The 24,055-nt window shown below is 56.8% G+C and carries 25 protein-coding genes; 12 read left to right on the top strand and 13 right to left on the bottom strand.

Going from position 1 to position 24,055, the window contains the following annotated elements; all coding sequences use genetic code 11:
• Positions 1-46 precede the first annotated feature (46 nt).
• The 4 genes from H6F57_RS07785 to yidD all read left to right on the top strand — a co-directional run bounded on the left by H6F57_RS07785 (position 47) and on the right by yidD (position 2,809).
• Positions 47-964 (top strand): LysR family transcriptional regulator, encoded by a 918-nt coding sequence (locus tag H6F57_RS07785; RefSeq protein ID WP_190625702.1) that lies wholly within the window; start codon positions 47-49, stop codon positions 962-964.
• 3 nt (positions 965-967) lie between these two features.
• Positions 968-2,017 carry a serine hydrolase domain-containing protein gene (locus H6F57_RS07780; RefSeq protein WP_190625701.1) on the top strand — a complete coding sequence of 350 codons (1,050 nt, stop codon included), beginning with the start codon at positions 968-970 and terminating at the stop codon, positions 2,015-2,017.
• 139 nt (positions 2,018-2,156) lie between these two features.
• The gene (locus H6F57_RS07775) at positions 2,157-2,468 is read left to right on the top strand and encodes a gas vesicle protein (RefSeq protein ID WP_190625700.1); all 312 of its coding nucleotides are present in this window, start codon (positions 2,157-2,159) and stop codon (positions 2,466-2,468) included.
• Positions 2,469-2,563: 95 nt separating this feature from the next.
• Positions 2,564-2,809, top strand: a complete 246-nt coding sequence (gene yidD / locus H6F57_RS07770) for a membrane protein insertion efficiency factor YidD (protein ID WP_190625699.1) — start codon at positions 2,564-2,566, stop codon at positions 2,807-2,809.
• A 33-nt stretch (positions 2,810-2,842) separates the two neighbouring features.
• Here the strand turns inward: yidD and H6F57_RS07765 are convergent, their stop codons facing one another.
• Both H6F57_RS07765 and purH read right to left on the bottom strand, forming a co-directional pair.
• Entirely contained in the window at positions 2,843-3,313 is a 471-nt protein-coding gene (locus H6F57_RS07765) for a GNAT family N-acetyltransferase (protein ID WP_190625698.1), read from the bottom strand.
• 19 nt (positions 3,314-3,332) lie between these two features.
• Positions 3,333-4,880, bottom strand: a complete 1,548-nt coding sequence (gene purH, locus H6F57_RS07760) for a bifunctional phosphoribosylaminoimidazolecarboxamide formyltransferase/IMP cyclohydrolase (protein ID WP_190625697.1) — start codon at positions 4,878-4,880, stop codon at positions 3,333-3,335.
• A gap of 137 nt (positions 4,881-5,017) precedes the next feature.
• Here purH and H6F57_RS07755 point away from each other — a divergent pair, with 137 nt between their 5' ends.
• A complete protein-coding gene (locus tag H6F57_RS07755) occupies positions 5,018-5,665 on the top strand; it encodes a GNAT family N-acetyltransferase (protein WP_199294704.1) in 648 nt (215 codons plus the stop codon).
• 69 nt (positions 5,666-5,734) lie between these two features.
• Here the strand turns inward: H6F57_RS07755 and H6F57_RS07750 are convergent, their stop codons facing one another.
• The 7 genes from H6F57_RS07750 to H6F57_RS07725 all read right to left on the bottom strand — a co-directional run bounded on the left by H6F57_RS07750 (position 5,735) and on the right by H6F57_RS07725 (position 11,325).
• Positions 5,735-6,094, bottom strand: coding sequence for a hypothetical protein (locus H6F57_RS07750; protein ID WP_190625696.1), 360 nt, complete (start codon positions 6,092-6,094; stop codon positions 5,735-5,737).
• 342 nt (positions 6,095-6,436) lie between these two features.
• Positions 6,437-8,284: a tetratricopeptide repeat protein gene (locus H6F57_RS07745; protein WP_190625695.1), complete on the bottom strand. Its 1,848-nt coding sequence runs from the start codon at positions 8,282-8,284 to the stop codon at positions 6,437-6,439.
• A 150-nt stretch (positions 8,285-8,434) separates the two neighbouring features.
• Entirely contained in the window at positions 8,435-9,418 is a 984-nt protein-coding gene (locus H6F57_RS07740; protein WP_242042935.1) for an ATP-binding protein, read from the bottom strand.
• On the bottom strand, positions 9,382-9,768 hold the full coding sequence (locus H6F57_RS27515; protein ID WP_242042934.1) for a hypothetical protein: 387 nt from the start codon (positions 9,766-9,768) through the stop codon (positions 9,382-9,384). Before H6F57_RS27515 ends, H6F57_RS07740 begins: the two co-directional genes overlap by 37 nt.
• A 253-nt stretch (positions 9,769-10,021) precedes the next feature.
• Positions 10,022-10,264 (bottom strand): DUF2283 domain-containing protein, encoded by a 243-nt coding sequence (locus tag H6F57_RS07735; RefSeq protein WP_190625694.1) that lies wholly within the window; start codon positions 10,262-10,264, stop codon positions 10,022-10,024.
• Positions 10,255-10,557 carry a hypothetical protein gene (locus tag H6F57_RS07730; protein ID WP_190625693.1) on the bottom strand — a complete coding sequence of 101 codons (303 nt, stop codon included), beginning with the start codon at positions 10,555-10,557 and terminating at the stop codon, positions 10,255-10,257. The genes H6F57_RS07735 and H6F57_RS07730 overlap by 10 nt, the downstream gene beginning before the upstream one ends.
• A gap of 18 nt (positions 10,558-10,575) precedes the next feature.
• Complete coding sequence (locus H6F57_RS07725; RefSeq protein WP_190625692.1) at positions 10,576-11,325, bottom strand: creatininase family protein; 750 nt, start codon at positions 11,323-11,325, stop codon at positions 10,576-10,578.
• 346 nt (positions 11,326-11,671) lie between these two features.
• Between H6F57_RS07725 and H6F57_RS07720 the strand changes: the two genes are divergently transcribed.
• Positions 11,672-11,983 (top strand): DUF6679 family protein, encoded by a 312-nt coding sequence (locus H6F57_RS07720; protein ID WP_190625729.1) that lies wholly within the window; start codon positions 11,672-11,674, stop codon positions 11,981-11,983.
• A gap of 170 nt (positions 11,984-12,153) precedes the next feature.
• Here the strand turns inward: H6F57_RS07720 and H6F57_RS07715 are convergent, their stop codons facing one another.
• Together H6F57_RS07715 and tilS are read right to left on the bottom strand one after the other, a co-directional pair.
• A complete protein-coding gene (locus tag H6F57_RS07715; protein WP_190625691.1) occupies positions 12,154-13,152 on the bottom strand; it encodes a hypothetical protein in 999 nt (332 codons plus the stop codon).
• Between the two features lie 73 nt (positions 13,153-13,225).
• Positions 13,226-14,251 (bottom strand): tRNA lysidine(34) synthetase TilS, encoded by a 1,026-nt coding sequence (tilS, locus tag H6F57_RS07710; RefSeq protein WP_190625690.1) that lies wholly within the window; start codon positions 14,249-14,251, stop codon positions 13,226-13,228.
• 157 nt (positions 14,252-14,408) lie between these two features.
• Here tilS and H6F57_RS07705 point away from each other — a divergent pair, with 157 nt between their 5' ends.
• On the top strand, positions 14,409-16,262 hold the full coding sequence (locus tag H6F57_RS07705) for a tetratricopeptide repeat protein (protein ID WP_190625689.1): 1,854 nt from the start codon (positions 14,409-14,411) through the stop codon (positions 16,260-16,262).
• A 61-nt stretch (positions 16,263-16,323) separates the two neighbouring features.
• Here H6F57_RS07705 and H6F57_RS07700 read toward each other — a convergent pair whose 3' ends face one another.
• Positions 16,324-17,067: an ABC transporter substrate-binding protein gene (locus H6F57_RS07700; RefSeq protein WP_190625688.1), complete on the bottom strand. Its 744-nt coding sequence runs from the start codon at positions 17,065-17,067 to the stop codon at positions 16,324-16,326.
• Positions 17,068-17,319: 252 nt separating this feature from the next.
• Here H6F57_RS07700 and H6F57_RS07695 point away from each other — a divergent pair, with 252 nt between their 5' ends.
• Together H6F57_RS07695 and H6F57_RS07690 are read left to right on the top strand one after the other, a co-directional pair.
• Complete coding sequence (locus H6F57_RS07695) at positions 17,320-18,219, top strand: phytanoyl-CoA dioxygenase family protein (protein WP_190625687.1); 900 nt, start codon at positions 17,320-17,322, stop codon at positions 18,217-18,219.
• A gap of 119 nt (positions 18,220-18,338) precedes the next feature.
• Entirely contained in the window at positions 18,339-19,754 is a 1,416-nt protein-coding gene (locus H6F57_RS07690) for an acyl-CoA dehydrogenase family protein (RefSeq protein ID WP_190625686.1), read from the top strand.
• Here the strand turns inward: H6F57_RS07690 and H6F57_RS07685 are convergent.
• Positions 19,716-19,943 carry a hypothetical protein gene (locus tag H6F57_RS07685; protein ID WP_190625685.1) on the bottom strand — a complete coding sequence of 76 codons (228 nt, stop codon included), beginning with the start codon at positions 19,941-19,943 and terminating at the stop codon, positions 19,716-19,718. The two genes, H6F57_RS07690 and H6F57_RS07685, sit on opposite strands and share 39 nt — an antisense overlap.
• Before the next feature lie 53 nt (positions 19,944-19,996).
• On the opposite strand from H6F57_RS07685, the gene H6F57_RS07680 reads away from it, so the two are divergent.
• The 3 genes from H6F57_RS07680 (at position 19,997) to H6F57_RS07670 (ending at position 23,922) form a co-directional block, all read left to right on the top strand.
• Positions 19,997-21,925: a primary-amine oxidase gene (locus H6F57_RS07680; protein ID WP_190625684.1), complete on the top strand. Its 1,929-nt coding sequence runs from the start codon at positions 19,997-19,999 to the stop codon at positions 21,923-21,925.
• Positions 21,926-22,199: 274 nt separating this feature from the next.
• Entirely contained in the window at positions 22,200-22,760 is a 561-nt protein-coding gene (locus H6F57_RS07675; RefSeq protein ID WP_190625683.1) for a L,D-transpeptidase, read from the top strand.
• Positions 22,761-23,175: 415 nt separating this feature from the next.
• Positions 23,176-23,922 carry a hypothetical protein gene (locus H6F57_RS07670; protein ID WP_190625682.1) on the top strand — a complete coding sequence of 249 codons (747 nt, stop codon included), beginning with the start codon at positions 23,176-23,178 and terminating at the stop codon, positions 23,920-23,922.
• Positions 23,923-24,055: the final 133 nt, after the last annotated feature.

Raw genomic sequence — 24,055 nt, 5'->3', positions numbered from 1 at the left:
TTAAAATAAATCAAATTGATAATAGAGATGCAATCCATCAACGAGAATGATTAATCTGGGTGCTGTTGACCTCAATCTACTGGTGGCTTTTGAGGCGCTATATGCAGAGAAAAGTGTTACGGCAGCGGCTCAGCGCCTTCATGTGGGGCAGCCCGCAATGAGCGCAGCCCTGGGCAGATTGCGATCGCTCTTTAGTGACGACCTGTTTGTGCGGGTTGGGCGAGAGATGCGGCCGACAGCAAAGGCGAATGCAATTGCCCCCCAGGTCGCCGCCGCCCTAGATACCATTCGAGCGACCCTAGCAGAACCACAATCCTTCGCCCCAGCCAGTTCGCAACGGGTGTTTACCCTAGCCACGTCTGACTATTTCGCTAGTTTAATTTTGCCAAAACTGCTAGTCGCTCTTAAGCAACAAGCACCGCACATTGATCTGCGCTTGATTACTGTCGAAAAAGAGTCATTTATCGAGTTGATTGAAAGTGAAATTATCGACTTGGCACTGGGAACTTTTGCAAATTTGCCCAGCCATATTCTTGAAGAAAAGCTGCTGGCAGAGCGATTCCTTGGGGTCTGTCGATTAAGTCATCCGGCCTCTGAGAATGGCAAAGTTAGCCTAGAGCAGTTTGTTGCGTTTCCCCACGCGCTCTTTACGCTGCGGCGGGATGCCACCGGCATTGTTGATCAAATCTTGGCCGAGCAGGGGCTGCAGCGACGCGTTGCACTTACGGTGCCCTACTGGCTAGCATTGCCCACGGCGATCGCTACCTCTGATCTCATCGCAGCCATTCCCTCGTGCTTAGAGCAGCACTTTCTTCAGTACTATCCTCTACAAGTCTTTGAACTGCCCCTTGAGGTGCCTAACTGGGTGGTTTCGATGGCCTGGAGCAAACTCAGCGATCGCGATGCGGCCAATCTCTGGCTGCGGCAAATCATTCGAGAAGTCTGTCAAGCTATGGAGCTTTAATCTGTGGAGCAAGGCACTCAAGCGGCGCTTAAGGAGGCGGTTGACCGAACGCTGACCCAGGCTCAAATACCGGGGGCGGCGATCGCCGTTTGTATAGAAGGCAAGCCCCTGCTCACTCTGGGTATGGGGCATCAAGACCTGCACCAGACGATATCGCTTCCCTCCGACGCCAGCTTCTATATCTACAGCGTGACTAAATCTCTCATCGCAGCGACGGTGATGAAGCAGGCCAAAGCAGGACGCCTGAGCCTAGATGCACCTATTCAAGACTACTGGTCAAATTTTCCGGTGCAAACTCCCATTACCCTGCGCCAGATTCTCAGCCATAGCAGTGGATTGCCCGACTACGGCGGTCTGCCGGCCTACCACGAGGCCGTAAAAGTAACCCCTGGCGCTCCCTGGCCGCCCGAGGCCTTTTTTGAGGTGGCTTCCCGGCAAGGCTTGTTGTTCGCCCCTGGCCAAGGCTGGTCTTACTCCAATATTGGCTATTTAGTGCTCAAGCTGTTGCTGGAGAAGGTCACGGGGCAATCTATGCAGGCTTACTTAGACGAGCTATTTTTTACGCCCCTGGGGTTGACGCAAACTTTCGTCGCCGCTTCACTAGACGATGTCACGGGTCTGACGCCGGGCTATACGTCGGTATTTGGCGACGAGCTTGAGGATATGTCGCAGCGCTACCATCCCGGTTGGGTTTCCCATGGGGTGGTGGTGTCTACGGCGGCAGAACTGGCCACAATGATGCACGCCCTAATAACAGGAGAGCTCCTCGCTCTAACGCTAGTAGAGCAGATGGCTCAGCCGGTGCACAGATTGGGACCACACCCACCCCTGCAAAATGTGGGCTGTGGGCTGGGATTGTTTGTGGATACCGCATCGCCCTACGCTCGGGTTGCGGGGCACAACGGTGGTGGGCCAGGCTATTCGATCGCAGCCTTTCACTTTTCGGCCCTAGCGGGTAGGCCCACCACTATCGCTGCCGCCACCAATCGGGAAGGCGACAATGTAGGTGTAGATGTGGCCTATGCACTGGCCCGCGTGCTCGCCGAGGCCTGACCCATTGCTACAAATCGTGGGGCGCTGGGAATTGTGCAAGCTGGGTGGGCAAGCTAACGCTGTGAACTCTAGGTCAGCCTCCCGATAGCTTATGAGCATCAAACGCGCCCCCCGCCGAAGTTTTCCTAAGATCAGCACGATGCCGCGCCCGGTCACTGAGGCCGCGCAGTATCTAGATATGTATAAGCTCACCGTCGAGAAGACGCGCCTTGAGCAGGAGCTAGAGTACATCGACGGTCGCCGTCAGCAGTTGTGCGACCGCCTCGCTGAAATTGAGCGGGAAACCGCAGGGCTAGATGCCAAAGCCACCACGCTGCGCCAGCCTACCCAGTCTTCCGCTGCCTCCAAGCCTCAAGGACTCAATTTTGCCCCCAGCACCAACGTGTATCTGCCCGAGCGCAACAGCCGTCAGGCCCCGCAAGACTACAACACGCTGACGTTGGATTATTAGAGGGTGTAAGGTTCAAGGTTTTTGGTATAGGGTTCCTGCTTTTGCCTTATACCCTGCACCGTAAACCCTGCAACCCAGCCCGCTAAAATGGAGCTATGAAGCAAGTTCTGCTGCTCCTCATTCATGGCTATCGACGGCTGCTGTCGCCGCTGTTTCCGCCTACCTGCCGATTTAACCCGACCTGCTCACAGTATGCGCTGACGGCGATCGAGCGGTTTGGGCCGGTGAAGGGGAGCTGGTTGGCGGCACGGCGCATTACCCGCTGTCATCCCTTTCACCCCGGCGGTTATGACCCGGTGCCGGAGGGGGCCGCGGTTGAATCCGAAATTTCAGAAAACTAACTCGCTTTTGATCAGTAGGGATGATTGGGGAATCTAGCTCCCACCAAGTTTGACGGCGGTGCCATTGAGACAGATGGTGCTGAATGGCCAGTTATCCCGTAGCCAAGGCAGCAAAAAGGCTTCCACTTCAGCTTCTAAGCCTGAGGCCAGTTCGCTTTGCCTAGCCCAATACCAAACTTCGGCATCCACGTCGGCCTGTGGTGGCGGGTCGATATAGATGCAGCCGAGTAGGCGAGCCTCATCGAGGCTCATGACTGCATAGTCAAAGGAAGATTTCAGCTGAAACTCTTTTTGATGCCAGCCCAGATCGACAATATTCTGCTCAATCGTCAGGTCTTCTGGGGGCCAGCCCCAAATCTCACCAAAGCGGTTCCAGAGATGGTCGCGACTCGACATGACGGCATCAAAGTCTTTGAATGCGTCATGGATGGTGATCGATCGCAGCCTAAACCGGGCTGTCTCCACCACCGCTGGCACATGAAAAGACTCCGGTAGAAATGCCATCTCCCGCACCTCCCAGAATTTAGTGCAGGAAATGCCGCACGCCGGTCATTGCCATCACCAGACCTAACTCGTTGGCCGCTTTGATCGAGTCGTCGTCGCGGCGGCTGCCGCCGGGCTGCACCACAGCGCGAATGCCCGCAGCGGCGGCAGTGCGTACCGAATCGTCAAAGGGAAAGAATCCGTCGCTGGCTAAGACAGCCCCCTGAGCTTTTTCACCCGCCTGGGCCAGGGCAATGCTGACGGAGCCGACGCGGTTCATTTGCCCAGCCCCAATGCCGAGGGTTTGCTGCTGGTGAGTCACCACGATCGCATTCGATTTCACATGCTTTACCACCCGCCAGGCAAAGAGCATTTCGGCTAGCTCGGCCTCGGTGGGCTTGGCTTCCGTAACAATCTGCCAGGTAGCGGGGTCGTCGCGATGGGTGTCAGGAGCTTGCAGAAGGAATCCACCCGCGATCGCATTCACCACCTGATTTGGCCCAGTCAGCAGATCCTCCAGCACCAGCACCCGCAGATTTTGCTTTTTGGCCAGAATGTCTTGGGCGGCGCGATCGCACCCCGGAGCCATAATGCACTCCAAAAACGTGCCCGTGAGCTGCTCGGCGGTGTCGGCATCGATGGGGCGATTGAGCACCACAATGCCGCCAAAGGCCGAGACATCGTCGGCATCGTAGGCGCGACGGTAGGCGCTAGCTAGCGTATCGCCCATCCCCACACCGCAGGGGTTGGTGTGCTTGAGCACGGCGGCGGCGGGGCGATCGCTGGGAAACTCTGCAATAATCCGCCGCGCTGCTTCCAGATCCACCAAATTGTTGTAGCTCAGCTCTTTGCCTTGGAGCTGCTCAGCTCCGGCCCAGCCGGTTGGGATAGAGCCGGTACGATACCAGGCTGCTGTCTGGTGAGGATTTTCGCCGTAGCGCAGAGTGGCCTGCTGGCGACCCGTCATCGCCCACTGCTGGGGCAGCGCACCTTCCTCGCTGGTGGCAGCGGTGAGGTAAGTGGCGATCGCCTGGTCGTAGCTGGCCGTATGCCAAAACGCTGCCCGCGCGCAGGCTTGCCGAAACTCTAGGGGCACTTGGCTTTCGCTAGCTTGCAGCGCGTCTAGATATGGCCCATACTGCTCAGCGCTGCACAGCACGGTGAGATGGGCGTGGTTTTTGGCGGCTGCCCGCAGCATGGCTGGCCCACCAATATCGATATTCTCGATCGCATCGGTCATAGTGACGCCGTCTTTTGCGATCGTCTGCTCAAAGGGGTAGAGGTTCACCACCACCAGATCCAGCGGGCGAATGCCGTTGTCGGCCAAATCTTTTTGGTCTTCGGCCAGGTCTTGCCGCGCCAAAATGCCGCCGTGGATCTTGGGGTGCAGGGTCTTGACCCGCCCGCCGAGAATTTCTGGCGAGCCGGTGTAGTCAGAGACTTTGGTGACGGGGAGGCCTGCCGCTGCGATCGCCTTCGCCGTACCGCCGCTGCTGATTAGGTCAAAGCCAAACTCTTCTACCAAAGTTTTGGCTAACTCTACCAGCCCGGTTTTATCCGATACGCTCAACAGTGCCAGGCGCGCCATAGCTCTCCATCCTCGATTTTGCAGACCCCTACTATACCGAAAAAGCCCCCCGCCCCTCTCTCGCCCTCCATCTTCCTCACCTCCCTTATCTGCCCCACTTCCCCGCCCTCCTTACCCTCTCCTATGGCACCATAGCAATGCTCCTCTCACCGCAGGATGGCGCTCCATTGCTCAGCTCAAACCTCGGTGGGCCACTACTATGGGCGGCGATGATCACTCAAGAGCCCACGCTCAACACCCCACGGCTGCGGCTGCGGCTCGGCAAACCCGGCGACATTGCCGAGATTTTGCGCTACTACCACGACAACAGTGACTATCTACAACCTTTTGAACCCCAGCGGCCAGACGACTTTTACACCCCAGACTTTTGGCGAAATGTGCTGAATGCCCGCCGCAACGATTTCTACTCTGGTCAGGCGGTGAAGCTGTTTATCTTTTCTCGCGCTGAGCCGAGCCAGGTGATGGGCACCATCAACCTCAACACCATCATTCGCGGCGCGTTTCAGGGGGCCACCCTGGGCTATGGTCTCTCTGCTGAGCACCAGGGCCAGGGCTACATGACCGAGGCTGGCAAAGCGTTGATTGCCTATGCCTTTGATAATCTCAATCTGCACCGGGTGATGGCTAACTACATGCCCCACAACCACCGCAGCGCCAGCGTGCTCAAACGGCTAGGGTTTCAAATTGAAGGCATTGCCCGCGACTATCTGTTTATAGACGGCCAGTGGCAAGACCACGTAATGACCAGCTTGGTCAACCCTAACTGGCAGATGCCGGAGCCGTAGCCCGAGGACGCCCACAAAAAACGCCCCAGCGGTATCTGGGGCGTTCGAGCATCAGGAGGAAATTTATAGTTAGGCAGCCTGGCGCTTGGGGCGTTTGCGCTCAGACTTTTTCTTTAGGCCGATCGCCTGGGCTTCGTTGCTGTCGGAGCCGAACTGGCCGCGCACGCACTCTTTCATAGCCAGCACGGCGTTGTGAAATTCCCACTCGGCGACGCGGGCGGCGTCGGTGGCGGCTTTGGCGATCGCGAGCTTTTCGGTTTCGGTCTGCTGCATGGCGCGCATTTTGGCGTGGGCAAGCTGCAATGCGTCGGGGGTGGCTGCGGCGCGGACGGTGCTGTAGGTGGGAATCGTGCCAAGACCGTGGAGGGAGTCGATATCTTTGTCGAGAATAGCGGGCCGCAGGCGGCGGCTAGTGTCAGTAATGGGCATAATGCACTCCTGTTTAAGAGTTAGGAATAGTGGAAAGCTGGGCGGATGCGGCGCGTTGTTTGCGCCACGGGCTTATGTGTAAGATTCCCACTGTGCATTACGACTTATCACAGAGAAGCTCAATTGAGTTCTTTGATGCACATCTCGATGACTTTTCGAACGTTGGCCATTAGTGCGTCGATGGTTTCGCCTTTATATCAAGCCTTGAGTTGAGGCACTTCGCCGACGTACATGTCGAGAATGAGGTCGTCGGTTGTGGCGACTAATTGTGCGGTTTAGCTCAATAGCCAGGGTATTTATTCCTGAGAAATACTAGATTTTCATTAGCGTTATTAATTTGTATTAGTGAGAAGCATCCGCCAGTTTTTCTAGCGCCTCTTCCTTGTTGTCTACCGCTAGTTGGTAGCCAGGCTTGACGGCCAAAGCGGCTTCAAGGCAAGTAATTGCCTCCTCATAGCGGCCCAATTTACGCAGCGCAACCCCTTTGTTGTAGAGCACTTTGTGCTTGTTGGGTTTGATGTCCAGGGCGGCGTCATAGCAGGCGATTGCCTCCTCATAGCGGCCCAAGTCATCCAGCACAACCCCTTTGTTATAGAGCGCTTCGTGAAAGTAGGGTTTGATGTCCAGGGCGGCATCATAGTAGGCAATCGCTTCCTCATAGCGACCCAATTTACGCAGCGCAACCCCTTTGTTGTAGAGCACTTCGTACTTGTTGGGTTTGATGTTTAGGGCGGCGTCATAGCAGGCGAGCGCTTCCTCGTAGCGGCTCAAGTTATCCAGTGCATACCCTTTGTTGATGAGCGCTTGGTGATCGTCGGGTTTAATCGCCAAGGCGGCGTCATAGCAGGCGATCGCTTCCTCATAGCGGCCCAAGCTATCCAGTGCAATCGCTTTATAGTAAAACGCATTATGAAAGTTAGGGTTGAGTGCTAGGGCAGCGTCATAGCTGACGATTGCTGCCTCATAGTGACCTAGATTAGACAACAACATTCCTCTAATACTGAGTATTCCATAGTTATTAGGATTTATTACTAGAGCAGCGTCATAGCTGACAACCGCTTCCTCGTAACGTCTCAATTGAAACAGCATTGCTCCTTGTCTATTGAGCAATTCATGATCATTAAGATAAAATTTTAAGGCCGTTTCATAATTGGCTATCATCTCCTCATAGCGTGCTAAGTATGTTAATGCAACGTCTTTGCTGTAAAACGCATTTTTATAGTCAGGTTTAATTGCTAAAGCTGCATCATAATTGACGATAGCTTCCTCATGGCGACCTAATCTTGCTAGCATCGCACCTTTGTTGTGAAGCGCTTGGGAGTAATCAGACTTAATTGATAAAGCAGTTTCATAGCAACTGATCGCCTCCTCATAGTGGCCTAATCGACCCAGCGCATTTCCTTTACTCCAAAATGCTTCAGGGTAATCAGGTTTAATTGCTAGAGCGGCCTCACAATAGTCGACAGCTGATTCATAATTTTGACCGGCATGTAATAGCCTTGCTTGTTCCCGTCGGAGTTCGCTACTCTCTTCGCTGGATTGACTAGCTTCTGCAAGAATGTCTTCAATTTTCCAAAAACGTTCACGTTGCTGAAGGGGAGTTAAACTCAGACATTTCTTAACATCATTATCTTGAAGAAGCTGTTTTGCTTCCTGCTGTAATTGCTCTTGAGGTACTGCAAACTCCCATACGCCCGATCGCCAGTCGAAGAAATCCGCCGCACGGCGAATTAAGTATTTCATCGCGTAGGGCGGCACTAAAAACACAAAGCACAGCTTTAGCGTTTCTCGAAACTTCTCGCGCTGCAAGTTCAGCTTGCCAAGAATCTTTGGCACGGTGTCTTTGGCGTAGTAGTCGCCCTCGCTGCCGTAGCCCGGTTTGATGTAGGGCGCCAGCGACTTCTCTAGCCCAGTAATAAACAGCACGTTGGCCTTATCAACTTCGGGCAGCGCAGCGACCGTTTCGTAGAGGTCGTCAATTTCGCCCTCTAGGCGCAGCACATCTATAGTTTTGTCGGTAATGTCGTCGCGCACCCGCTCAATCAACCGCTCTCCCTCGGCAGGTGAGCACTGCACGAACAGCAGGCCAAATCCCTTCGCCCAATGAATTGCCCGCACCAGCGCGTCGTATTCCTCATCCGGCGATGCCGTGAGGTCTTCGTCCCATTCCGTTAGCTCGGGTTTTGCCATAGAGCGCTACTTCGTCGAGAGCGTAGGGTGGGCACTGCCCACCATTAACATATGCAGCTTTGCCAAGGTTCCTTCGGTCTATCAAATAACAATGACGCGTCCCAGGATTCATGGCACTGCCGAGACGTTGGTGGGCAGTGCCCGCCCTACCTATGTTTCTAGTTTATCTAACGCTGCCTGAAACTCCTTCACGCTGCGCAGCAGGGGGTGCACATCCCGCCAGCAGACAATTTCGCCATCGCCATCAATGTAGCGATACTCCAAAATGCAGCGGTTAAACAGCAGGTCGCGGTGGGCTTCGTCGTTCAAAATCTCTTTGGTTTGCCACACCTTGGCCAGTAGCCCCCATTGGTTGTCGTACACCGCATTGCGGTAGGTGTTTCGGGCCTTGGTAATGGCCAAGCGCACCGCCTTTTTGCCAATGGGCAGCGCCGTCGTCTGCTTAATCGCCTCCTGAGCCATCAGCATCAGGTTGCGCATGTGGCCGCCGCTCATCAGGCAAAGCTGGTCGAGAGTTTCGCCATCGTCAAAGATGTCACCCACTAGTTGAGCCTCAGGGCTCACCGACTCGGCGTGAAACACCCGCTGGCGCACCAGCTCGCGCATAATGGCTAGCCCCGGTTCGCACACCTGGCCCGCCTGGTCGCGCACCATCACCATCGGCAATACCTGAATTTCGGCATCGTAAATGTCGCGCAGGTCAGGGGCACGGCCCGAATACACCAGCGAAATCGGCACGGTGTAGATAATATGGCAATCCAGCATTTTGAGCTGTTCGCTGCGATCGACAAAAATCTGCTCATGGTTGCTAGGTTCGTTTTCTCGCAAAATGGATGGAATACGGTCGAGACTATCAACGATAAGCACCAGCTTGTGGGTCGTTTGCTGGGGCGTTTGGGCAATCGCCTCTTTAATAAACGTATTCAGCGCCTCAATCAGCGAGGGCGTATGCGGCTCCACAATTTTGCGAATTTGGGCGCGGGCGGTGGGGCTGACCTTAAGCGTGGTGGTGAGCTTGCTAAAGGGCACCTCGGCGTCAATGCTGTCGAAACCGACCTCGCTCTGCATGGCATCCACTAGCTCAGTCTTGCGCGACTTTAACCACTGCTGAATCGGTTTCTGATCGCCCTGCAAATCTGCCAGTAGGTTGCGGGTGCAGGCCAGCAGAATGTCGGTATACTGCGCGTCTTCAGGGTCAATGTCAGCCTCTTCGGCGGCAAAATAGACGACACACGGTAGCCGTCTTGTTCTAAGGCTTCCTTGAGCCGCAGCAGCTCGGTCGATTTGCCTGCGCCCCGATGGCCGGTGTAGAGCTGGTGAGTGATGCGATCGCTGTAAGTAATCTGCCGCCCCACATCCACCAAAATATTTTCTTCGCCCCGCACCGCACTGCAATTGACATACACCGGGTCGCCTGGGAGCAGCGGCTCAAAGGGGTCGAAAGCGTTGTAAATGCTGCGCAGAATCTCAAAGTCGCTGGGCATTGCCGGGGCCGAAACAGGGCTAGCCCCTATGGTAATGCCATTGCAACGGCTGGTTTCGCTAGATCCACCGCCTGCAATGCCATGTCATCTAGTGGTATTGACATATCATCGCCCTGCATCGTTATGTCACTGCCCTGCAATGCCATATCACCGGGTGGATAAGCTATATCACCCCGCTACAATGCTATGTCGTCGAGTGGTTATGGCAAGTCAAGCCGCTGTTATAGCAATGCGGTTGAATGAATCAGCCGCGCTAGCGTTGACTGGCATTGAGAATGGTTAAGCCGACAATCGCATCAGCATCGTTGTAACGAATGACAATATCGTCGTCAGTGATTTCGCTATCCTCCGCAGATTGAGGCGGATTGTTGAAGTCAATGTAGAGTACGTCAGCTTCTGAATCGTAAACGATGAAGAAGGGCTGTTTCGGCAAATCATGCAGCAGAGGCAGAAACTTAAGATAGCTCTGAGCTTCTTGATAGTTGGCTATGGCCATAGCTGCTGTCTCCGGTTGAGTGAATTCGCCTTACGGGTTGAGAACGCGGTTACCACAAAGCCGTCCTGCTGCGTTTCTTTATAGATGACTACCAGCCACTTGCCAAGCTCTAGCGTTTGAACAGCCATCAGCGCCCCCTCGTTGCCTGCTAGCAAACGCTCTGGTGCTGCGATCGCTCGTAGAATCAAGTCTTTCCGATCGGCAATATCGGCATGACGTTGAATAATATGTTGCCACCGCTCGTCAGGCAGACGGATAGGGATGCCATTCAAAGAGTTGACGGTGTCAGTCATGTAGAGGCGTATAGACGTTTACTCTGCCGCCAAAAACGCTAGATAGTCGCTGGTGAGTTCTTTCACCGCTGCCTCATAGAGCTGCTGCCCATGCTCGGGGGTGGCCAGTGCCGGGTTCGACCCCATGCGGCCATCGGGGTAGCGCTGCCGAAAATCCGTAGGGCTGTAGATCGCATGGCCCGACGGAGCCACCTGCGGCTCCAGCAGAGCCTGCTTAATGAAATCGGGATAGGCGTACTGAGTCAGAGCCACCTCGCTAGGCGTCGCGTGAGAGCCTTCTTGGTCACCATAGAGTTCCTTGGCCAGGGTGTAGACCGATCGCGCCATAAACCAGTTGGCCGTCTTGCAGCGCACCCGCTCAGCATTGGGAATGTGGTCATGAGCTAGGGCAGTGTAGGCTTCGGCAAAAGCCGCCTTCAGCGTGGCAATATTGCCGCCGTGGCCATTGACGAAAAAGAACCGGGTAAAGCCGTGGCGCACCAGGGGCGTAAGGTAGTCCTGAATGACGGCAATCATCGTGCTGGGGCGCAGGGTCATAGAGCCAGGGAATGCCGTGTGGTGCAGCGCCATACCCACATTAATGGTGGGGCCAACCAGAGCATTGGCGGCCTCGCCAACACCCTTGGCCACCACTTCGGCGCAAATAGCGTCGGTGCCGATCAGGCCGGTGGGGCCGTGCTGTTCTGTAGAGCCAATTGGCAAAATAATGCCTGACGACTGAGTGAGGTAAGCCTCAACTTCGGGCCAGGTGCAGAGGTGCAGCAGCATAGGGGCAAGACACGAGAACAGGGCTAGTTTCTCACTATAGCGCTTGCCCTCAGGGTGTTGTGGCCAAGCGAACGTAGGCTTGTTACACTACATGTCTCCGCTTCACTGATATGAGAAGAATGAATCACGCGGGGAATGTTAAGGTACAGAATTAGGATGAGCTACGACCTGTAGCTACTGGTCATCTACCCAGACTGCTGACGCGTAATTTAGCTAGAGCGAGGGCACAACCACGGGGCTAGGCAAAGCCAGCGATGTAGGCCAACCTCGTTTCAGCTGGGTGAACGCTCCCCTCCGTTAGCGAAGCGATATGAGCGTTGATGTTACCTGTGAAGGAGCCGCGACTATGCTACACCGCAAGATCTATCAACTCTGTTGTGATGGTCAAGATGTGTGGATTTTTCTACGGGATCAACAGCGTTGGATTGAGCGGGCGAAGATTTTGGATATCGAAGGCGACTTGGTCACCTTTCGCTACGAAACTGAGGAAGAAGACGAGATCTGCTCTTGGGAAGAAATGGTGCGCCTAGAGAGCATTGGCGCAGTCACCAAGCGCCTCGCCGCCGTCCCCCGAGGCGATGTTGAGATCAATGTCTCTGACGATTGCCCCGAGACTGAGCAGCTGAGCGACCCCTATCCAGAGTCGAGCGCTGACTAGATCCACCACATTTATCAGAATCCTTGGAGGATGACCAGGTAGAAAGCCTAGTCATCCTCTTTTTGTTTTGGAAAACGAAGAGTCATGCCGGCAGGCCTCGGCATATGTTTCGACGGTCAAACGCACACCGATCAGCTCAAATTCAGGATTGAGAAGGGTTGTATTTTTGCCTAATCTACTGGCCCGCTTGGGTCTGAGAACGTGTTGATATAGCCGTTGCCGGTGTAAACGCCCGGTGGCCTTGGGGCTGAGAAGGGGGCAGGCTCTGGCTGAGGAGGTGAGCTAGGAGTATTGCTGGGGATGCCAGTCGGAGGCTGCGCTGTTACCCCCGCAGACGGTGCGGCAGTTGGAGTCCCAAAGTCTAAGTTGAGCGTTGCTGGGGCCACTGGAGCTACTACTGATGGACTAGGCGCTAGCGCTGGCGGCAATGTGTAGCCTGTCGTGCCCGGCGGTGGCGACATTTGTGGGGTGGTGCGAATAAACCGCTGGTCTACTCCAGGCAGGCTGCCTTCAACCATCCAGGGGGAGGGCGTTAGATTGTCGGTAGGGGTGGCCTCTGTCACCGGAGTGCGCTCTGCGGACGTTACTTCAGATGGCGGAGCGGTACTGGCGCTGGATCGCTGGTTGAGCGCTTGTTGCAGCGCACTGGGTTGTGCGCCCTCGCCAGAACGCATCGCAGGATCGGCCGACGATGGGCCAAGCGATTGAGTAGCGTTTGGGGAATCGGCTTCGCTCCCGCTAGCCGAGGTGCTAAACCGAAAACGGCTGCGCTCTAAATAGTTGGCGAAGGGGCTAGTGGGGGGTTGCTGCTCTTCTGTAGCGGTGGGCAGCGCCAGCGGGTCAGTATTGGGCGATCGCGCCGCCTCCTCTAAAGCAGTAGCCGTGGTGGGCTGAATCTGGTCAAGCAGCACGGCCAGATTGTCAATTTCGGCCAGGTCGGCCAAATCGTCGCTAGATAAATTGCCCAGGTTGGTGTCGGGGTTTACGGCGGCACTGTCAACTGTTGGGTTGTATTGACTGCGCCACTCGGGGTGGCGCGAGTACTGAGGCACGGCCACGGCTAGCAACCCCAGCAGGCCAAGACCGCCCCATACCGTCGGACGATTGAGCGATCGCCCCAAAGATTGCAGGCGTACCAAGCGATAGCGTAGAGCGGGGGGTAAGGTCATGGGTTAGCCCGCACGGACAAGGGTTAATAGATCTACTGCCATTCTAGAACCTACACCATCCCATGCTGCGGCCTCATGTCGCCGTTGATGGCTTTAGCACCAGCCAGTCGCTGTCTACCACGGCAACAAGTCCACCGGGGAAGGGATCACTCTGGCTGCCCTGGGGGGCGACGAGTAGGGCGATAAGTTTCTCCACATGCTCAAAGCTGACCTGGGCTGGGGTCACTTGCTGGAGCACCCGCCGCAGCACCCGCCGCTGAAGGGCCAGGGGCGCGGTCTTGAGGGGCGATCGCTGAATTTTCCACGCTTCGCCCTCCCCAACGGGGGGCAAGACCGATGCCCCATACAGCTCGCCTGCCATTGCCTCTAGCAACTCCACCTCAGCCGTGAGCAGCTCAGCTGTATGCGCTAGGGTCACGTCTACCCCAGGGTTAAAGTGCTCTTGCAGGTAGGGCAACAGCTCTAGGCGAATGCGGTTGCGGGCGTAGCCGGTGTCCTGGTTGGTGGCATCTGGCCAGATGGGCAGCTCAAACTGGCGGCAAAACTCCCCGGTCTGCTGACGAGTCAGCCCCAGCAGAGGTCGCACTACGGCAATGGGGCTGTCTTTGGAAAGGGGCCGCTGCCAGGCCAGGGCCTGAAGGCCATCGGTGCCGCTGCCCCGCAGCAGGTTGTAGAGCAGGGTTTCAGTGCGATCGCTCGCCGTGTGCCCCGTCGCCACGTGGGTACAGCGTTCTTGACTAGCTAACTCTTCAAATACTCGGTAGCGCCACTGCCGAGCCTTGGCTTCGGTGGGGTAGTTGGCATCGGCGGTGACCACTTCACAGGGGATGTCCCAACCTTCACACAGCTGTCGCACAAAATCGGCGTTGGCCGCCGAGTCGGGTCGCCAGCGGTGGTCGCAGTGCACTGCCCGCAGTTGCCAGCCCCACTTGGGCCGCAGATCGACCAGCAGCTTGAGCAGGCACACCGAATCTTGCCCACCCGATACCGTCAATAACCCTGTCGCCCCCCGAGGCAACAGCGGACGAACTTTGAGCAGCCGATGCACCCCGGCGTGGGTAGTGCTCCAGGGCACCCCGCCCCTAGATAAAGGGCCCATAGATAAAGGGAAACGCGTTCTTCCCAGGCTACCTCACCCGAGGATTTCGTCGGGCTTTGACCTCCAACCGTCTGCCGCTATCGGGCTGAATCTCAGAAAAATCTGTGGCACACTTGGGGCAACGGCTCCTCCGCAGTTTTGAACGGCATAGCGATCGATGGCTCAACCGTACCAGACACTCATTGATGACATAGTAGCCGCTACCCTCAAGGGCAAAATTCAGTCGAAACAGCAGGTCTACCGCATGCTGCAAGCGGGCATCGAGCCGGGCAGTGGCGAACTGTTTGAGCGGGCCTTGGCCACTACCCTGGCCGCCCTAGAGACCGACCTAGCCCCCGGCAGTGACGAATTTAAGCAGGCCAAAGCTCTGCGCCAACAGCGTGCCCTCCGCACCATCCAGGGCGAATGGGAGCGCTGGCAGGCCGACAACCAGGCCACAGCGGTGCTCACCAGCATAGAAGCTGAAATTCTCAATGCGCCGCCCGAAGAGCGGCTGTCTCAGCTCCTCGCCGCCCTTGACCCTAACCGCGAACAGCCCCTCTCTCGGGAACAGTTGGTGCAGCTAGTGCGGGCGCTCAAGCAGGCTCCTGTGCCGTCCGAATCGGCACAGGCTACCGAGACTGCCCCGGCCCTGGCCACCTTAGCTGACGGGTTAGACCAGGGACTGACCGCCTGGCAGCAACTCGAAGGCGACGTGGTGGGGTGGATCTATGCTCAGGGTCAGCAGCTAGGCTTTAGCGAGCCTGGCGACCAGTCTGGCCCGTGGCAGCACTGGGGCAAAATTGTGGGCAACCCAGCGCTGAAACGCCTGTTTGTTGACCTGGCTCAGCATCAGACGGTCACTGCCGCTGGCGTGACGGCTCCCTTAGCCGTGGCCGACTGGGTTGCTTGGGGGGTGGTTTTGCAGCGCCTTCAGCTGGCCCTGGTGAACTGGTTCGATCGCCAGCCCTATGACCCTCAATCGGGCAAGCGGCTATCGATTGCCACTTTTCTCACCTTTGCCGTGGTCTGGGGGCAGATCTCTGACCGCTTGGGCCAGCAGGGTCAGCGCATTCTGTCGATGGGTTCGTTTCAGCTGGCGCTTCAGGGGCTGCGGCAGTTTGCCAACCAAAGCTATTTTCCGCTCTATGGCGGCCTGTTTACCGCCCTGTCTGGAGAGCCCCTTCGCGCCCTGCTAGAGTACCTGGATCAGCCCCTGCAAGCGGTGCCCAACACAGCGGTGAAAGCCCGCATTCTCACCCTGCTGGGCTATTCGCAGCGGGCGTTGGGCAACTACAGCCAGGCCCAACGCTTTCACCAGCAGGCTTTAGAGGTGGCCCGCGAGGCCCAGGATGTGCCCTGTGAAATTGCCAACCTCAACCATCTCAGCCGCACCTCAGTGGCCCAGCAAGACTTTGAGGCGGCCCAAGGCCACAGCCAGCGGGCGCTGATTTTAGCTCGCCAGAGCGGTGATCGCATTGGTCAGGCCAACGCTTTGGCCAACGTGGGCTATAGCCAAGTCGCCCAGGGCCAGTCCCAACTGCTGGAGGCCGAACAGTACGAAACCGTGCTCAGCTATCTGGAGCAAGGGCTGGCGCTATCGGAGCAGGTAGGCGATCGCCCCAGCCAGGCCCTCTGCGCCAATAGCCTCGGCATTGCCCAGCTCAAGCTCGGGCAATATCGGGATGCGATCGAGTCCCTCCAGCAGGGGCTACAGGTGGCGCAGGCGATCGGCGATCGCTTTCTAATGGCCTCCAATTTTGCCAACCTCGCTGCCGCCTACCAGGGCGACGGCAACCTCGAACAAGCGGTGCTCACCGGCTGCCTCGGTATGTATCTGCACCACCAGATCGACTCCCCCGAATGGCGGCAGCCCGCTGCCCTGCTCAGCATTCTTTACGGGCAACTGGGGCCAGAGACCTTTGAGGGCATTCTCGCCGACCACCGTCGCCAGTTTCTCGCCGTGATTGGCGTCGATGGCTACGACTTCTTGCAGCCGCTGCTGGCGCGGTATCGAGAGTCGTTGGAGTAGGAGGCGGGGATGGGTGGCGATCGCGATGGGACGGTTCTGTAAGTCCGTGATTTTGTCCAGATTACGCCCAGGGAAACGGCTTCCAGGGAATCCATTCAGCCCAGAGTTTGGCCATGGTGCCGTCGGCTAGGGCAGCTGAGATCGCCCCATTGAGCGTCGCCGTTAGGGTGGGGGTGGATTTGGCCGTGGCGATCGCAAAGGGCACCCGCGTTGGCAGCGTAAAGGCAAGCTTCAGCGAGGCATCCTCCTCAGCCGCCACGACCAAAACCAGTTCATCGTCAATCAGCGCGTCGATCTCTCCAGCACGGAGGGCCGCCAGCATTTCAGGCAGCACCTGGTCGCTACCGGGGTAGGGCACCGCGATCGCGCCGGGGAAACCCTCAACCAGGGCAATGTTGGTGCTGTCGGCCAGTCCTCCTACCCGCTTGCCAGACAGGTCTGCAACAGCGGCAATACCGCTGCCTTGTTTGACTAACACCGCTTCATCGAACAGGCCATAGGGCTGAGTAAAATCGACTATCTGCTGGCGATCGGGGGTAATGGCTTGGTTAAACCACACCACATCGTATTTCCCGGTAGCCAGGCAGGTATAAAACTCAAACATAGGCAGGTTGTGCCACACGGGGGTCAGCCCGAGCTGGTGGCAGAGGTGGCGGGCTAGCTCAGGCTCGTAGCCGGTGCGCTGCCCATCAGCGGTGAGAAAGCTCATAGGGCGGGCGTCAAAGTCGCTGGCGGCAATGTGCAAAACGCCCGGCTCAACGGTGAGGCTGGTGAGAGATTCGGTTGCGGGTAACGGGGGACACATAATCTTTGGGGGGAGAACTTATTATGACAAGTACATAGGGCACCCCCCAGATTTGTCAACTAAGTCGAGTCAAATTCGGCCCAGTAGATTGGGTGAAACCCAACAGAGCTAAACCCTGCGTTGGGTTTCACCCAACCTACCCATACTTTGCGATCGCCCCCGTAGGGTGGGCATGGCCCACCATCGACAATTTTCTGTAGACCAGACTTGCCCCGCTCCCTGTGTTTCCTGCACCCAGAGACTCTGTTTGCAATGGACTATCAACCCATTCAGCTCACCCCTGCCCAAATTCAGCAGTTCCAGAATGACGGCTTTTTGATTCTGGAAAACTTTCTGCCCGCAGACTTTGCCGAACGCCTAGCTAATCGTTTAGAACCCATGTTTCACGGCGATTTTGAAACGGGCATTTACCCCGATGAGTGGCATTGGCGACCGCGCATGAGCCTACCCGACATTACCCGCGAGATCTGCAACGGCTGGAAGTGCGATTGCACCATCGCCAGCCTGGTGCTCTCCTCAGAAATTGGCCGCCTCAGCGCCACGCTGGCTGGGTGGGAGGGGGCCCGCATTGGCCAAGACAGCCTGTGGATGAAGCCGCCCGGGGCCCAGGCGATCGCCATGCACCAAGACGGTGCCTACATTGACTATCTCGAACCCGCTGCCATGATGACCTGCTGGGTGGCGCTGGATCGGGCCACCGCCGCCGATGGCACCCTAGTCTACGCCAAAGGCTCCCACAAGTGGCCACTCTCCAGCGTTGCGGGCGAGTTCCACGCCCCGACCAAAGACTATCGCTGGGCCATGCTACAAGCCGCCGAAAACGCTGGCGTTCCTGAACCGGAGCTGGTTGTCGTCGATGTGCCCGCTGGCGGCTGCGCCTTCCACCACGGACGCACCTGGCACGGCCTCGGCCCCACCACCCGCACCGAGGGCATGTTCCGCAGCATTGGTCTGCACACCATCCCCGCCTCGGCCCAGTTTCACCCCACCAACCCCCAGGGCTACATCTACGGCCGCTACAAGCGCGTCGGCGAAACCGAAATGGATGAGAGCTTTTTCCCCATTCTCTGGCGCAACGACGGCTACCGCAGCCCCCACCTGGTGGACTATTGCGAAGACCCGCTGGGGCAGGGCGCAATGGCGATCGCTTGATTGGTTGAGAGTTTTAAGTTCTTAGTTTTGAATTTTGAGTTCTTGCTATCCGGCATAAATTCAACACTCAAAACTTCCCTACCTTCCCTACCCGTCCACCCCCCACCCATCCACCCCCCATGTCTACCAAAACCTGGAACGGAATGCCTTTCACCGGTTTAACTGAAGACTTTGACCCCCAGTGGTTGCTCACCCCCGAGCAGCAAGCGCTCCAGGCCAAACTGATCGAGCTGTGCGCGGCGGTGCTGCGACCCAATGCGATCGCCTCCGATCGCAACTTGATCTACCCGCGCAAAAACTTCGAGGCGCTGGCATCCCTGGGGTTGCTCAGCCTGTTTGTGCCTAAAGAATGGGGTGGCCTGGGTGAAAACCACATCTGCGCCGCCATGGTGGTCGAAACCATCGCCCGCTACGGCTGCCCCAGCACGGCGATGTGCTACACCATGCACCTGGGGGCGGTGGCAGCAGCCCTATTTCGCGCTCACAACAGCCCAGAACTGCAAAGCTTGCTGAAGCGGCTCGATAGCGAGGTGCTAATCGGCACCCTGTCCTACTCTGACCCCGAGACTGGCTCGCACTTCTGGTACCCTGTGTCTTCCAGGGCCACGGCGACTCCTGATGGCTGGCAGGTGAACAAAAAGGCGTCGTGGACGACCTCAGCGGGGTTTGCCGACTGGTACATTGTGCAGACCACCAGCCCCCACTTCGACGGCAACTATGCCGATCTGTCATGCTTTTTGATCTATGCCGACGAGGTGCAGGCTGAGCCCCACAAGTGGGATGCCTTGGGCCTACGCGGCAACCAGTCTGGCACCCTGCTGGTGGATGGGGTGACCGTGCCGCGCGATCGCATGGTTGGCCCCGAGGGCGATGGCAGCACCTCTAACGACGAAATCGTTGATCCGTTCTTTTTGCTCTGCTCGTCGGCCTGCTGGAATGGGATTGCCTTGGGAGCGATCGACATTGCCAAGGCCCACGTCACCCGCAAAAAGCACGTCGATGTGGGCATACGCGTCGCGGATTACCCAACAATTCAGGACTACTTTGGTGAGGCGATTATCGACACCAGCGCCTGCCGCATGTTCACCTTTTCCATGGGGCAATTGATGGATCAGCTCACCAACGGCTGCGATTGGGCCATCCACGCCGATACCAGCGCCCTGCCGCGCTCGGCCTATCTGCACTGGTACTGGCAAATCAAGTTTGAGGCGGCCAAGAATGTGGCCCATGTCTGCGACAAAATGCTCCACGCCTGCGGTGGCTCCGGCTTTAAGAAAGACATGGAAATCGAGCGCTACCTGCGTGATGGCAAAGCGGGCTGGGTGATGGGGCCAACCAACGAGGTGCTACGCCAGTTCGTCGGCAAAGCGGCCCTGCTGGGCTTCGACTCGCTCGACTACTGGAACCAGTCGGTGAACGAGCGCGTGCTGCACAACGAGCTGAAGAAGCTCGACCCCGACGAAAAGCGCAGGCTCGCCGAGTCGCTGCTGGCTGATTTAGAGGAGGAAGTGCCTGTTCCCGTCGCCGCCGCGTAGGGTGGGCACCGCCCACCACTCATCCCGGCCCAAAACCCCCAGAGTGTTGGCCAAAAAGCCGCGATCGCCTCTGATCAGCTGTCCCGTCGAGAACAATGCCCAGGCGTTAAACGATTTGTAGCCCAGAGCAATGGTGGGCAATGCCCACCCTACAGAATCCTTAGGCCGCAGGCCCAATTCAAAACTCAAAACTCAAAATTTCCCCTCCCCCTCTCCCAACTACTCCTCAGGAGCCATATCCCATGACTATCGCCCAAGAACGTCCCACTGCGATCGCTGTTGCCCACCCCCTAGAACCACTAACACCCGAAGAAATTGCCGCCGCTGTCGCCATTCTGCGCGAGCAAAAATCCTTAGGTGCGACGACCCGCTTTGCCACCGTCACCCTCAACGAACCGGCGAAAGAAACGGTAATGGGCTTTAAGCCGGGGGATGACATTGTGCGGGAAGCCTTTGCCATCCTGCTCGACAATGCCACGGCCCAGACCTATGAGGCGATCGTGTCTCTCACCGAGGGCACCGTCACCTCCTGGAAACACGTCCCCGACGTGCAGCCGCCGATCATGCTGGATGAGTTTATTGAGTGTGAGAATGCGGTCAAAGCCTGCCCGGAGTTTATTGAGGCGATCGCCAAACGTGGCATCACCGACCCCAGCTTGGTGATGGTTGACCCTTGGTCAGCAGGCCACTATGGCCTTGAGGATGAAGACGGTGTGCGCCTCTCCCGCGCCCTCTGCTGGGTGCGGGCCAACCCCACCGACAACGGCTACGCCCGCCCCATCGAAGGCGTCATTCCCGTCGTTGACCTCAACAAAATGGAGGTGATCCGGGTCGAAGACCATGGCGTGGTGCCCCTGCCGCCCCAGTCGGCCAACTACTCCCAGGAGTACGTCAAAGCCTTTCGCACCGACCTCAAGCCGCTCGAAATTGTGCAGCCTGAAGGCCCCAGCTTCTCGGTTAGCGGTCACGAAATTCACTGGCAAAAGTGGAAAATGCGCATCGGCTTTACCCCCCGTGAAGGGCTGGTGCTCTACACCGTCAACTACACCGACGGTGGCGAAGAGCGGCCCATTCTCTATCGCGCCTCGCTGGCCGAAATGACCGTGCCCTACGGTGACCCCCAGCCCCACCACTACCGCAAAAACGCCTTCGACGTGGGCGAATACGGCATTGGCTCACTGGCGAATTCTTTGACTTTGGGCTGCGACTGCCTGGGCGAAATCTACTACTTCGACGCCTTCATGACCAACTCGCGCGGCGAGGTAGCCCAGATCAAAAATGCTGTCTGCCTGCACGAAGAAGACTTTGGCATTCTCTGGAAGCACGTGGACTGGCGGACGGAAGAGACCGAGGTGCGCAGGTCGCGCCGGTTAGTCGTCTCCTTCATCGCCACCGTAGGCAACTATGAGTACGGCTTCTACTGGTACTTCTACCAAGATGGCAGCATTCAGTACGAGGTCAAGCTGACGGGCATGATCAGCACGGCGGCATTCCCCCCCGGCGAGGTGCCCAAGTATGGCACTCTGGTCGCCCCCCAGCTCTACGCCCCGGTGCACCAGCACATCTTTAACGTGCGGCTCGACATGTGTGTGGATGGCCTGCAAAATTCTGTTTACGAAGTGGATATTGAGCCTGAAGAGGACGAACTCAACCCCTATGGCAATGCCTTCTACGCCAAATCGACGCTGCTCGACACCGAACTCGCCGCCCAGCGCCTGATCGACCCCATGAAGGGCCGCTACTGGAAAATCGTAAACCCGACAGAAACCAACGCCATGGGCTACCCCACGGCCTACAAGCTGATTCCCGGTGAGAATACCCTGCCCCTGGCCAGCCCCAACGCCAGCGTCATGAAGCGCGCCACCTACATGACTAAGCACCTGTGGGTCACGCCCTATAGCTCCGACGAGAGATTCCCGGCGGGCGACTACCCCAACCAAAGCCCCGGTGGTGAGGGTTTGCCCAAGTGGACAGCGGGCAATCGCCCCGTGGCCAACACCGACCTGGTGGTGTGGCACACCTTTGCCCACAGCCACGTGCCCCGCGCCGAAGACTGGCCGATCATGCCCGTGGCCTACATTGGCTTTATGCTCAAGCCGCTGAACTTCTTTGACCAAAACCCGGCCAACGACGTGCCGCCTGCGGCTAGCAAACACAGCTGCTGTAATTAATGCAGGAGATGCGCTTCCAGTCCCCATACCTCACGGTGACTCTTTCAACGATATCTAAGTAGTTTTGGACATCCCCCCTAAACAACGCCCTCCTGGTTGAAAACTTCATCCCCACGGAGCATTGGCAATCATTCACGTTCTTTTTAGCCTGAAATTGGCAGAATTTTAGCCAGCGAATCAATCACGGTGATTTTTTAGAAATGCCGTGGGTGGTGCTGTCCCAATAGTATCTGGGCGATCGCCTAGACACTGTGACAACAGTAGGAGCTCATGAATGAGAACGTGGAATCAGTTAATCAACCTAGTTGGGCTAGTGACTGCGATCGGACTAGCGCCCTATGCCATTGGTGCAGCCTATTTCCAAAGCTCACCTTCCCTAGCAGCGTCTTCTATGCTGGCGGCTTCTCCTATGGCTGGCATAGGCTCAAGCAGGGCAAACGAAGAAATTGTTTGGGTAGAAATCAGCCTCAGCCAACGTAAGGTAACCCTATACCACGGGGTCAATCGCATTGAGGAGTATCCAATTGGCATTGGCAGAGCTGGATGGGAAACGCCCGTGGGTACTTTTCAAGTGCAGCAGATGCAAGAGCATCCCACCTGGATACATCCCTTCACCGATGAGCGAATTCCTGGCGGCGATTCCCGCAATCCATTAGGCACCCGGTGGGTTGGATTTTGGACGGACGGTCATGTCTGGGTAGGCTTTCATGGTACATCTGACCCAGCCTCCGTTGGGACAGCGGCTTCTCATGGCTGTATTCGAATGCACAATGCTGATGTAGAAGCCTTATTTGCTCGTATCGAGCTTGGTACACCTGTTAGAGTTGTGCCTTAGTAGCTTAAGTAAGCTATCAATTATTGCGTTGACCCAACAGCTTAGAACATAAGCTAATAGTTGAAAAGCTCAGTACTGAGACGCTACTAGGAGTGCGAGGGTCCTAATAAAGCCGACGCTTGCTGTAAAAGTTTTCGAGATGGGGATTCAGCATTGTGATAAGGAGCAACATCTCCTTATCACAATGCTGAATGTGTACGTTTTTAATGGGAACTCCAAAACTTTGTGGCATTGCTGAATAGTGGCATAAATCTAGATAGGCATGCGAACGTATATCCCAACGGAGGGCCGCATGTTTGATTCATACTCGTACTCAGCAATGCCGATTTTGTTATTGTCATTCACCGTAGCTCAGCCACACGATAGAAGCTGAGCTAAAACGTCACAGTTACCACAGGGCACGCACACCCTCGTCTTGCTGCTGCTGCTGTTGAACGGTTCCCGGCTGCTGCTGTTGTTGAACAGTCCCCGGTTGCCGCTGCTGCTGAACGGTTCCCGGCTGTTGCTGCTGTTGAACAGTCCCCGGTTGACGCTGTTGAACGGTTCCCGGCTGCTGTTGCTGCTGAACGGTTCCTGGTTGCTGTTGCTGTTGAACAGTCCCTGGCTGCCGCTGCTGCTGAACGGTTCCCGGCTGCTGTTGCTGCTGAACGGTTCCTGGTTGCTGCTGCTGTTGAACGGTTCCCGGCTGCTGTTGCTGCTGAACGGTTCCTGGTTGCTGTTGCTGTTGAACAGTCCCTGGCTGCCGCTGCTGCTGAACGGTTCCCGGCTGTTGCTGCTGTTGAACGGTTCCTGGTTGCTGTTGACCTGCGCCAGTTGTCCTAGACGGTTGCTGCTGACCTGCGCCAGTTGTCCCAGACGGCTGCTGCTGACCTGCGCCAGTTGTCCCAGACGGCTGCTGCTGACCTGCGCCAGTTGTCCCAGACGGCTGTTGCTGACCCGTTGTCGTACCGGGAGATTGTCCGGCACCATTGACCTGAGCAACCCCACTGGGTATACCGATCAATGCACCTGTCAATATGGCACCGGCCAGACCAGTCAAGGCGCAAACAAGGCGATTTTGAGCGTTCATATATTACCTCTTGAAATTGATTTAAACTTGGCGCTGTTAAGAGCACTTGTTAAAAGGCTAAAGAGGCTTATTGATAAATCTATCTATCAATAGTTTGGAACTTTTTAACAATATTTTCGCTGAGAAAAAGCGCTCGCCCACTAAAAAACATTTTGCCTGTGCCGTACCTCTTTTGAGAGATACAGCACAGGCAAAATGTCGTCTCTATTTAGCCTCGATCAGCGCA

It is taken from the genome of Leptolyngbya sp. FACHB-60, assembly GCF_014695775.1.
Classification (GTDB): domain Bacteria; phylum Cyanobacteriota; class Cyanobacteriia; order Phormidesmidales; family Phormidesmidaceae; genus Nodosilinea.
Note: the sequence above shows the minus strand (reverse complement) of the source record. Positions and strands in the feature narration are given on the sequence as shown.

Excerpts from the sequence above, each read along its gene's own strand:
- H6F57_RS07695 (WP_190625687.1), top strand. The coding sequence starts at position 17,320 with ATGGACTATCAACCCATTCAGCTCACCCCTGCCCAAATTCAGCAGTTC.
- H6F57_RS07730 (WP_190625693.1), bottom strand. The coding sequence starts at position 10,557 with ATGACTGACACCGTCAACTCTTTGAATGGCATCCCTATCCGTCTGCCT.
- H6F57_RS07735 (WP_190625694.1), bottom strand. The coding sequence starts at position 10,264 with ATGGCCATAGCCAACTATCAAGAAGCTCAGAGCTATCTTAAGTTTCTG.
- H6F57_RS07785 (WP_190625702.1), top strand. The coding sequence starts at position 47 with ATGATTAATCTGGGTGCTGTTGACCTCAATCTACTGGTGGCTTTTGAG.
- H6F57_RS07750 (WP_190625696.1), bottom strand. The coding sequence starts at position 6,094 with ATGCCCATTACTGACACTAGCCGCCGCCTGCGGCCCGCTATTCTCGAC.
- H6F57_RS07725 (WP_190625692.1), bottom strand. The coding sequence starts at position 11,325 with ATGCTGCTGCACCTCTGCACCTGGCCCGAAGTTGAGGCTTACCTCACT.
- yidD (WP_190625699.1), top strand. The coding sequence starts at position 2,564 with ATGAAGCAAGTTCTGCTGCTCCTCATTCATGGCTATCGACGGCTGCTG.
- H6F57_RS07745 (WP_190625695.1), bottom strand. The coding sequence starts at position 8,284 with ATGGCAAAACCCGAGCTAACGGAATGGGACGAAGACCTCACGGCATCG.
- purH (WP_190625697.1), bottom strand. The coding sequence starts at position 4,880 with ATGGCGCGCCTGGCACTGTTGAGCGTATCGGATAAAACCGGGCTGGTA.
- H6F57_RS07675 (WP_190625683.1), top strand. The coding sequence starts at position 22,200 with ATGAGAACGTGGAATCAGTTAATCAACCTAGTTGGGCTAGTGACTGCG.
- H6F57_RS07720 (WP_190625729.1), top strand. The coding sequence starts at position 11,672 with ATGCTACACCGCAAGATCTATCAACTCTGTTGTGATGGTCAAGATGTG.
- H6F57_RS07680 (WP_190625684.1), top strand. The coding sequence starts at position 19,997 with ATGACTATCGCCCAAGAACGTCCCACTGCGATCGCTGTTGCCCACCCC.
- H6F57_RS07705 (WP_190625689.1), top strand. The coding sequence starts at position 14,409 with ATGGCTCAACCGTACCAGACACTCATTGATGACATAGTAGCCGCTACC.
- H6F57_RS07755 (WP_199294704.1), top strand. The coding sequence starts at position 5,018 with ATGCTCCTCTCACCGCAGGATGGCGCTCCATTGCTCAGCTCAAACCTC.
- tilS (WP_190625690.1), bottom strand. The coding sequence starts at position 14,251 with ATGGGCCCTTTATCTAGGGGCGGGGTGCCCTGGAGCACTACCCACGCC.
- H6F57_RS07765 (WP_190625698.1), bottom strand. The coding sequence starts at position 3,313 with ATGGCATTTCTACCGGAGTCTTTTCATGTGCCAGCGGTGGTGGAGACA.
- H6F57_RS07690 (WP_190625686.1), top strand. The coding sequence starts at position 18,339 with ATGTCTACCAAAACCTGGAACGGAATGCCTTTCACCGGTTTAACTGAA.
- H6F57_RS07700 (WP_190625688.1), bottom strand. The coding sequence starts at position 17,067 with ATGTGTCCCCCGTTACCCGCAACCGAATCTCTCACCAGCCTCACCGTT.
- H6F57_RS07775 (WP_190625700.1), top strand. The coding sequence starts at position 2,157 with ATGCCGCGCCCGGTCACTGAGGCCGCGCAGTATCTAGATATGTATAAG.
- H6F57_RS07715 (WP_190625691.1), bottom strand. The coding sequence starts at position 13,152 with ATGACCTTACCCCCCGCTCTACGCTATCGCTTGGTACGCCTGCAATCT.
- H6F57_RS27515 (WP_242042934.1), bottom strand. The coding sequence starts at position 9,768 with ATGCCCAGCGACTTTGAGATTCTGCGCAGCATTTACAACGCTTTCGAC.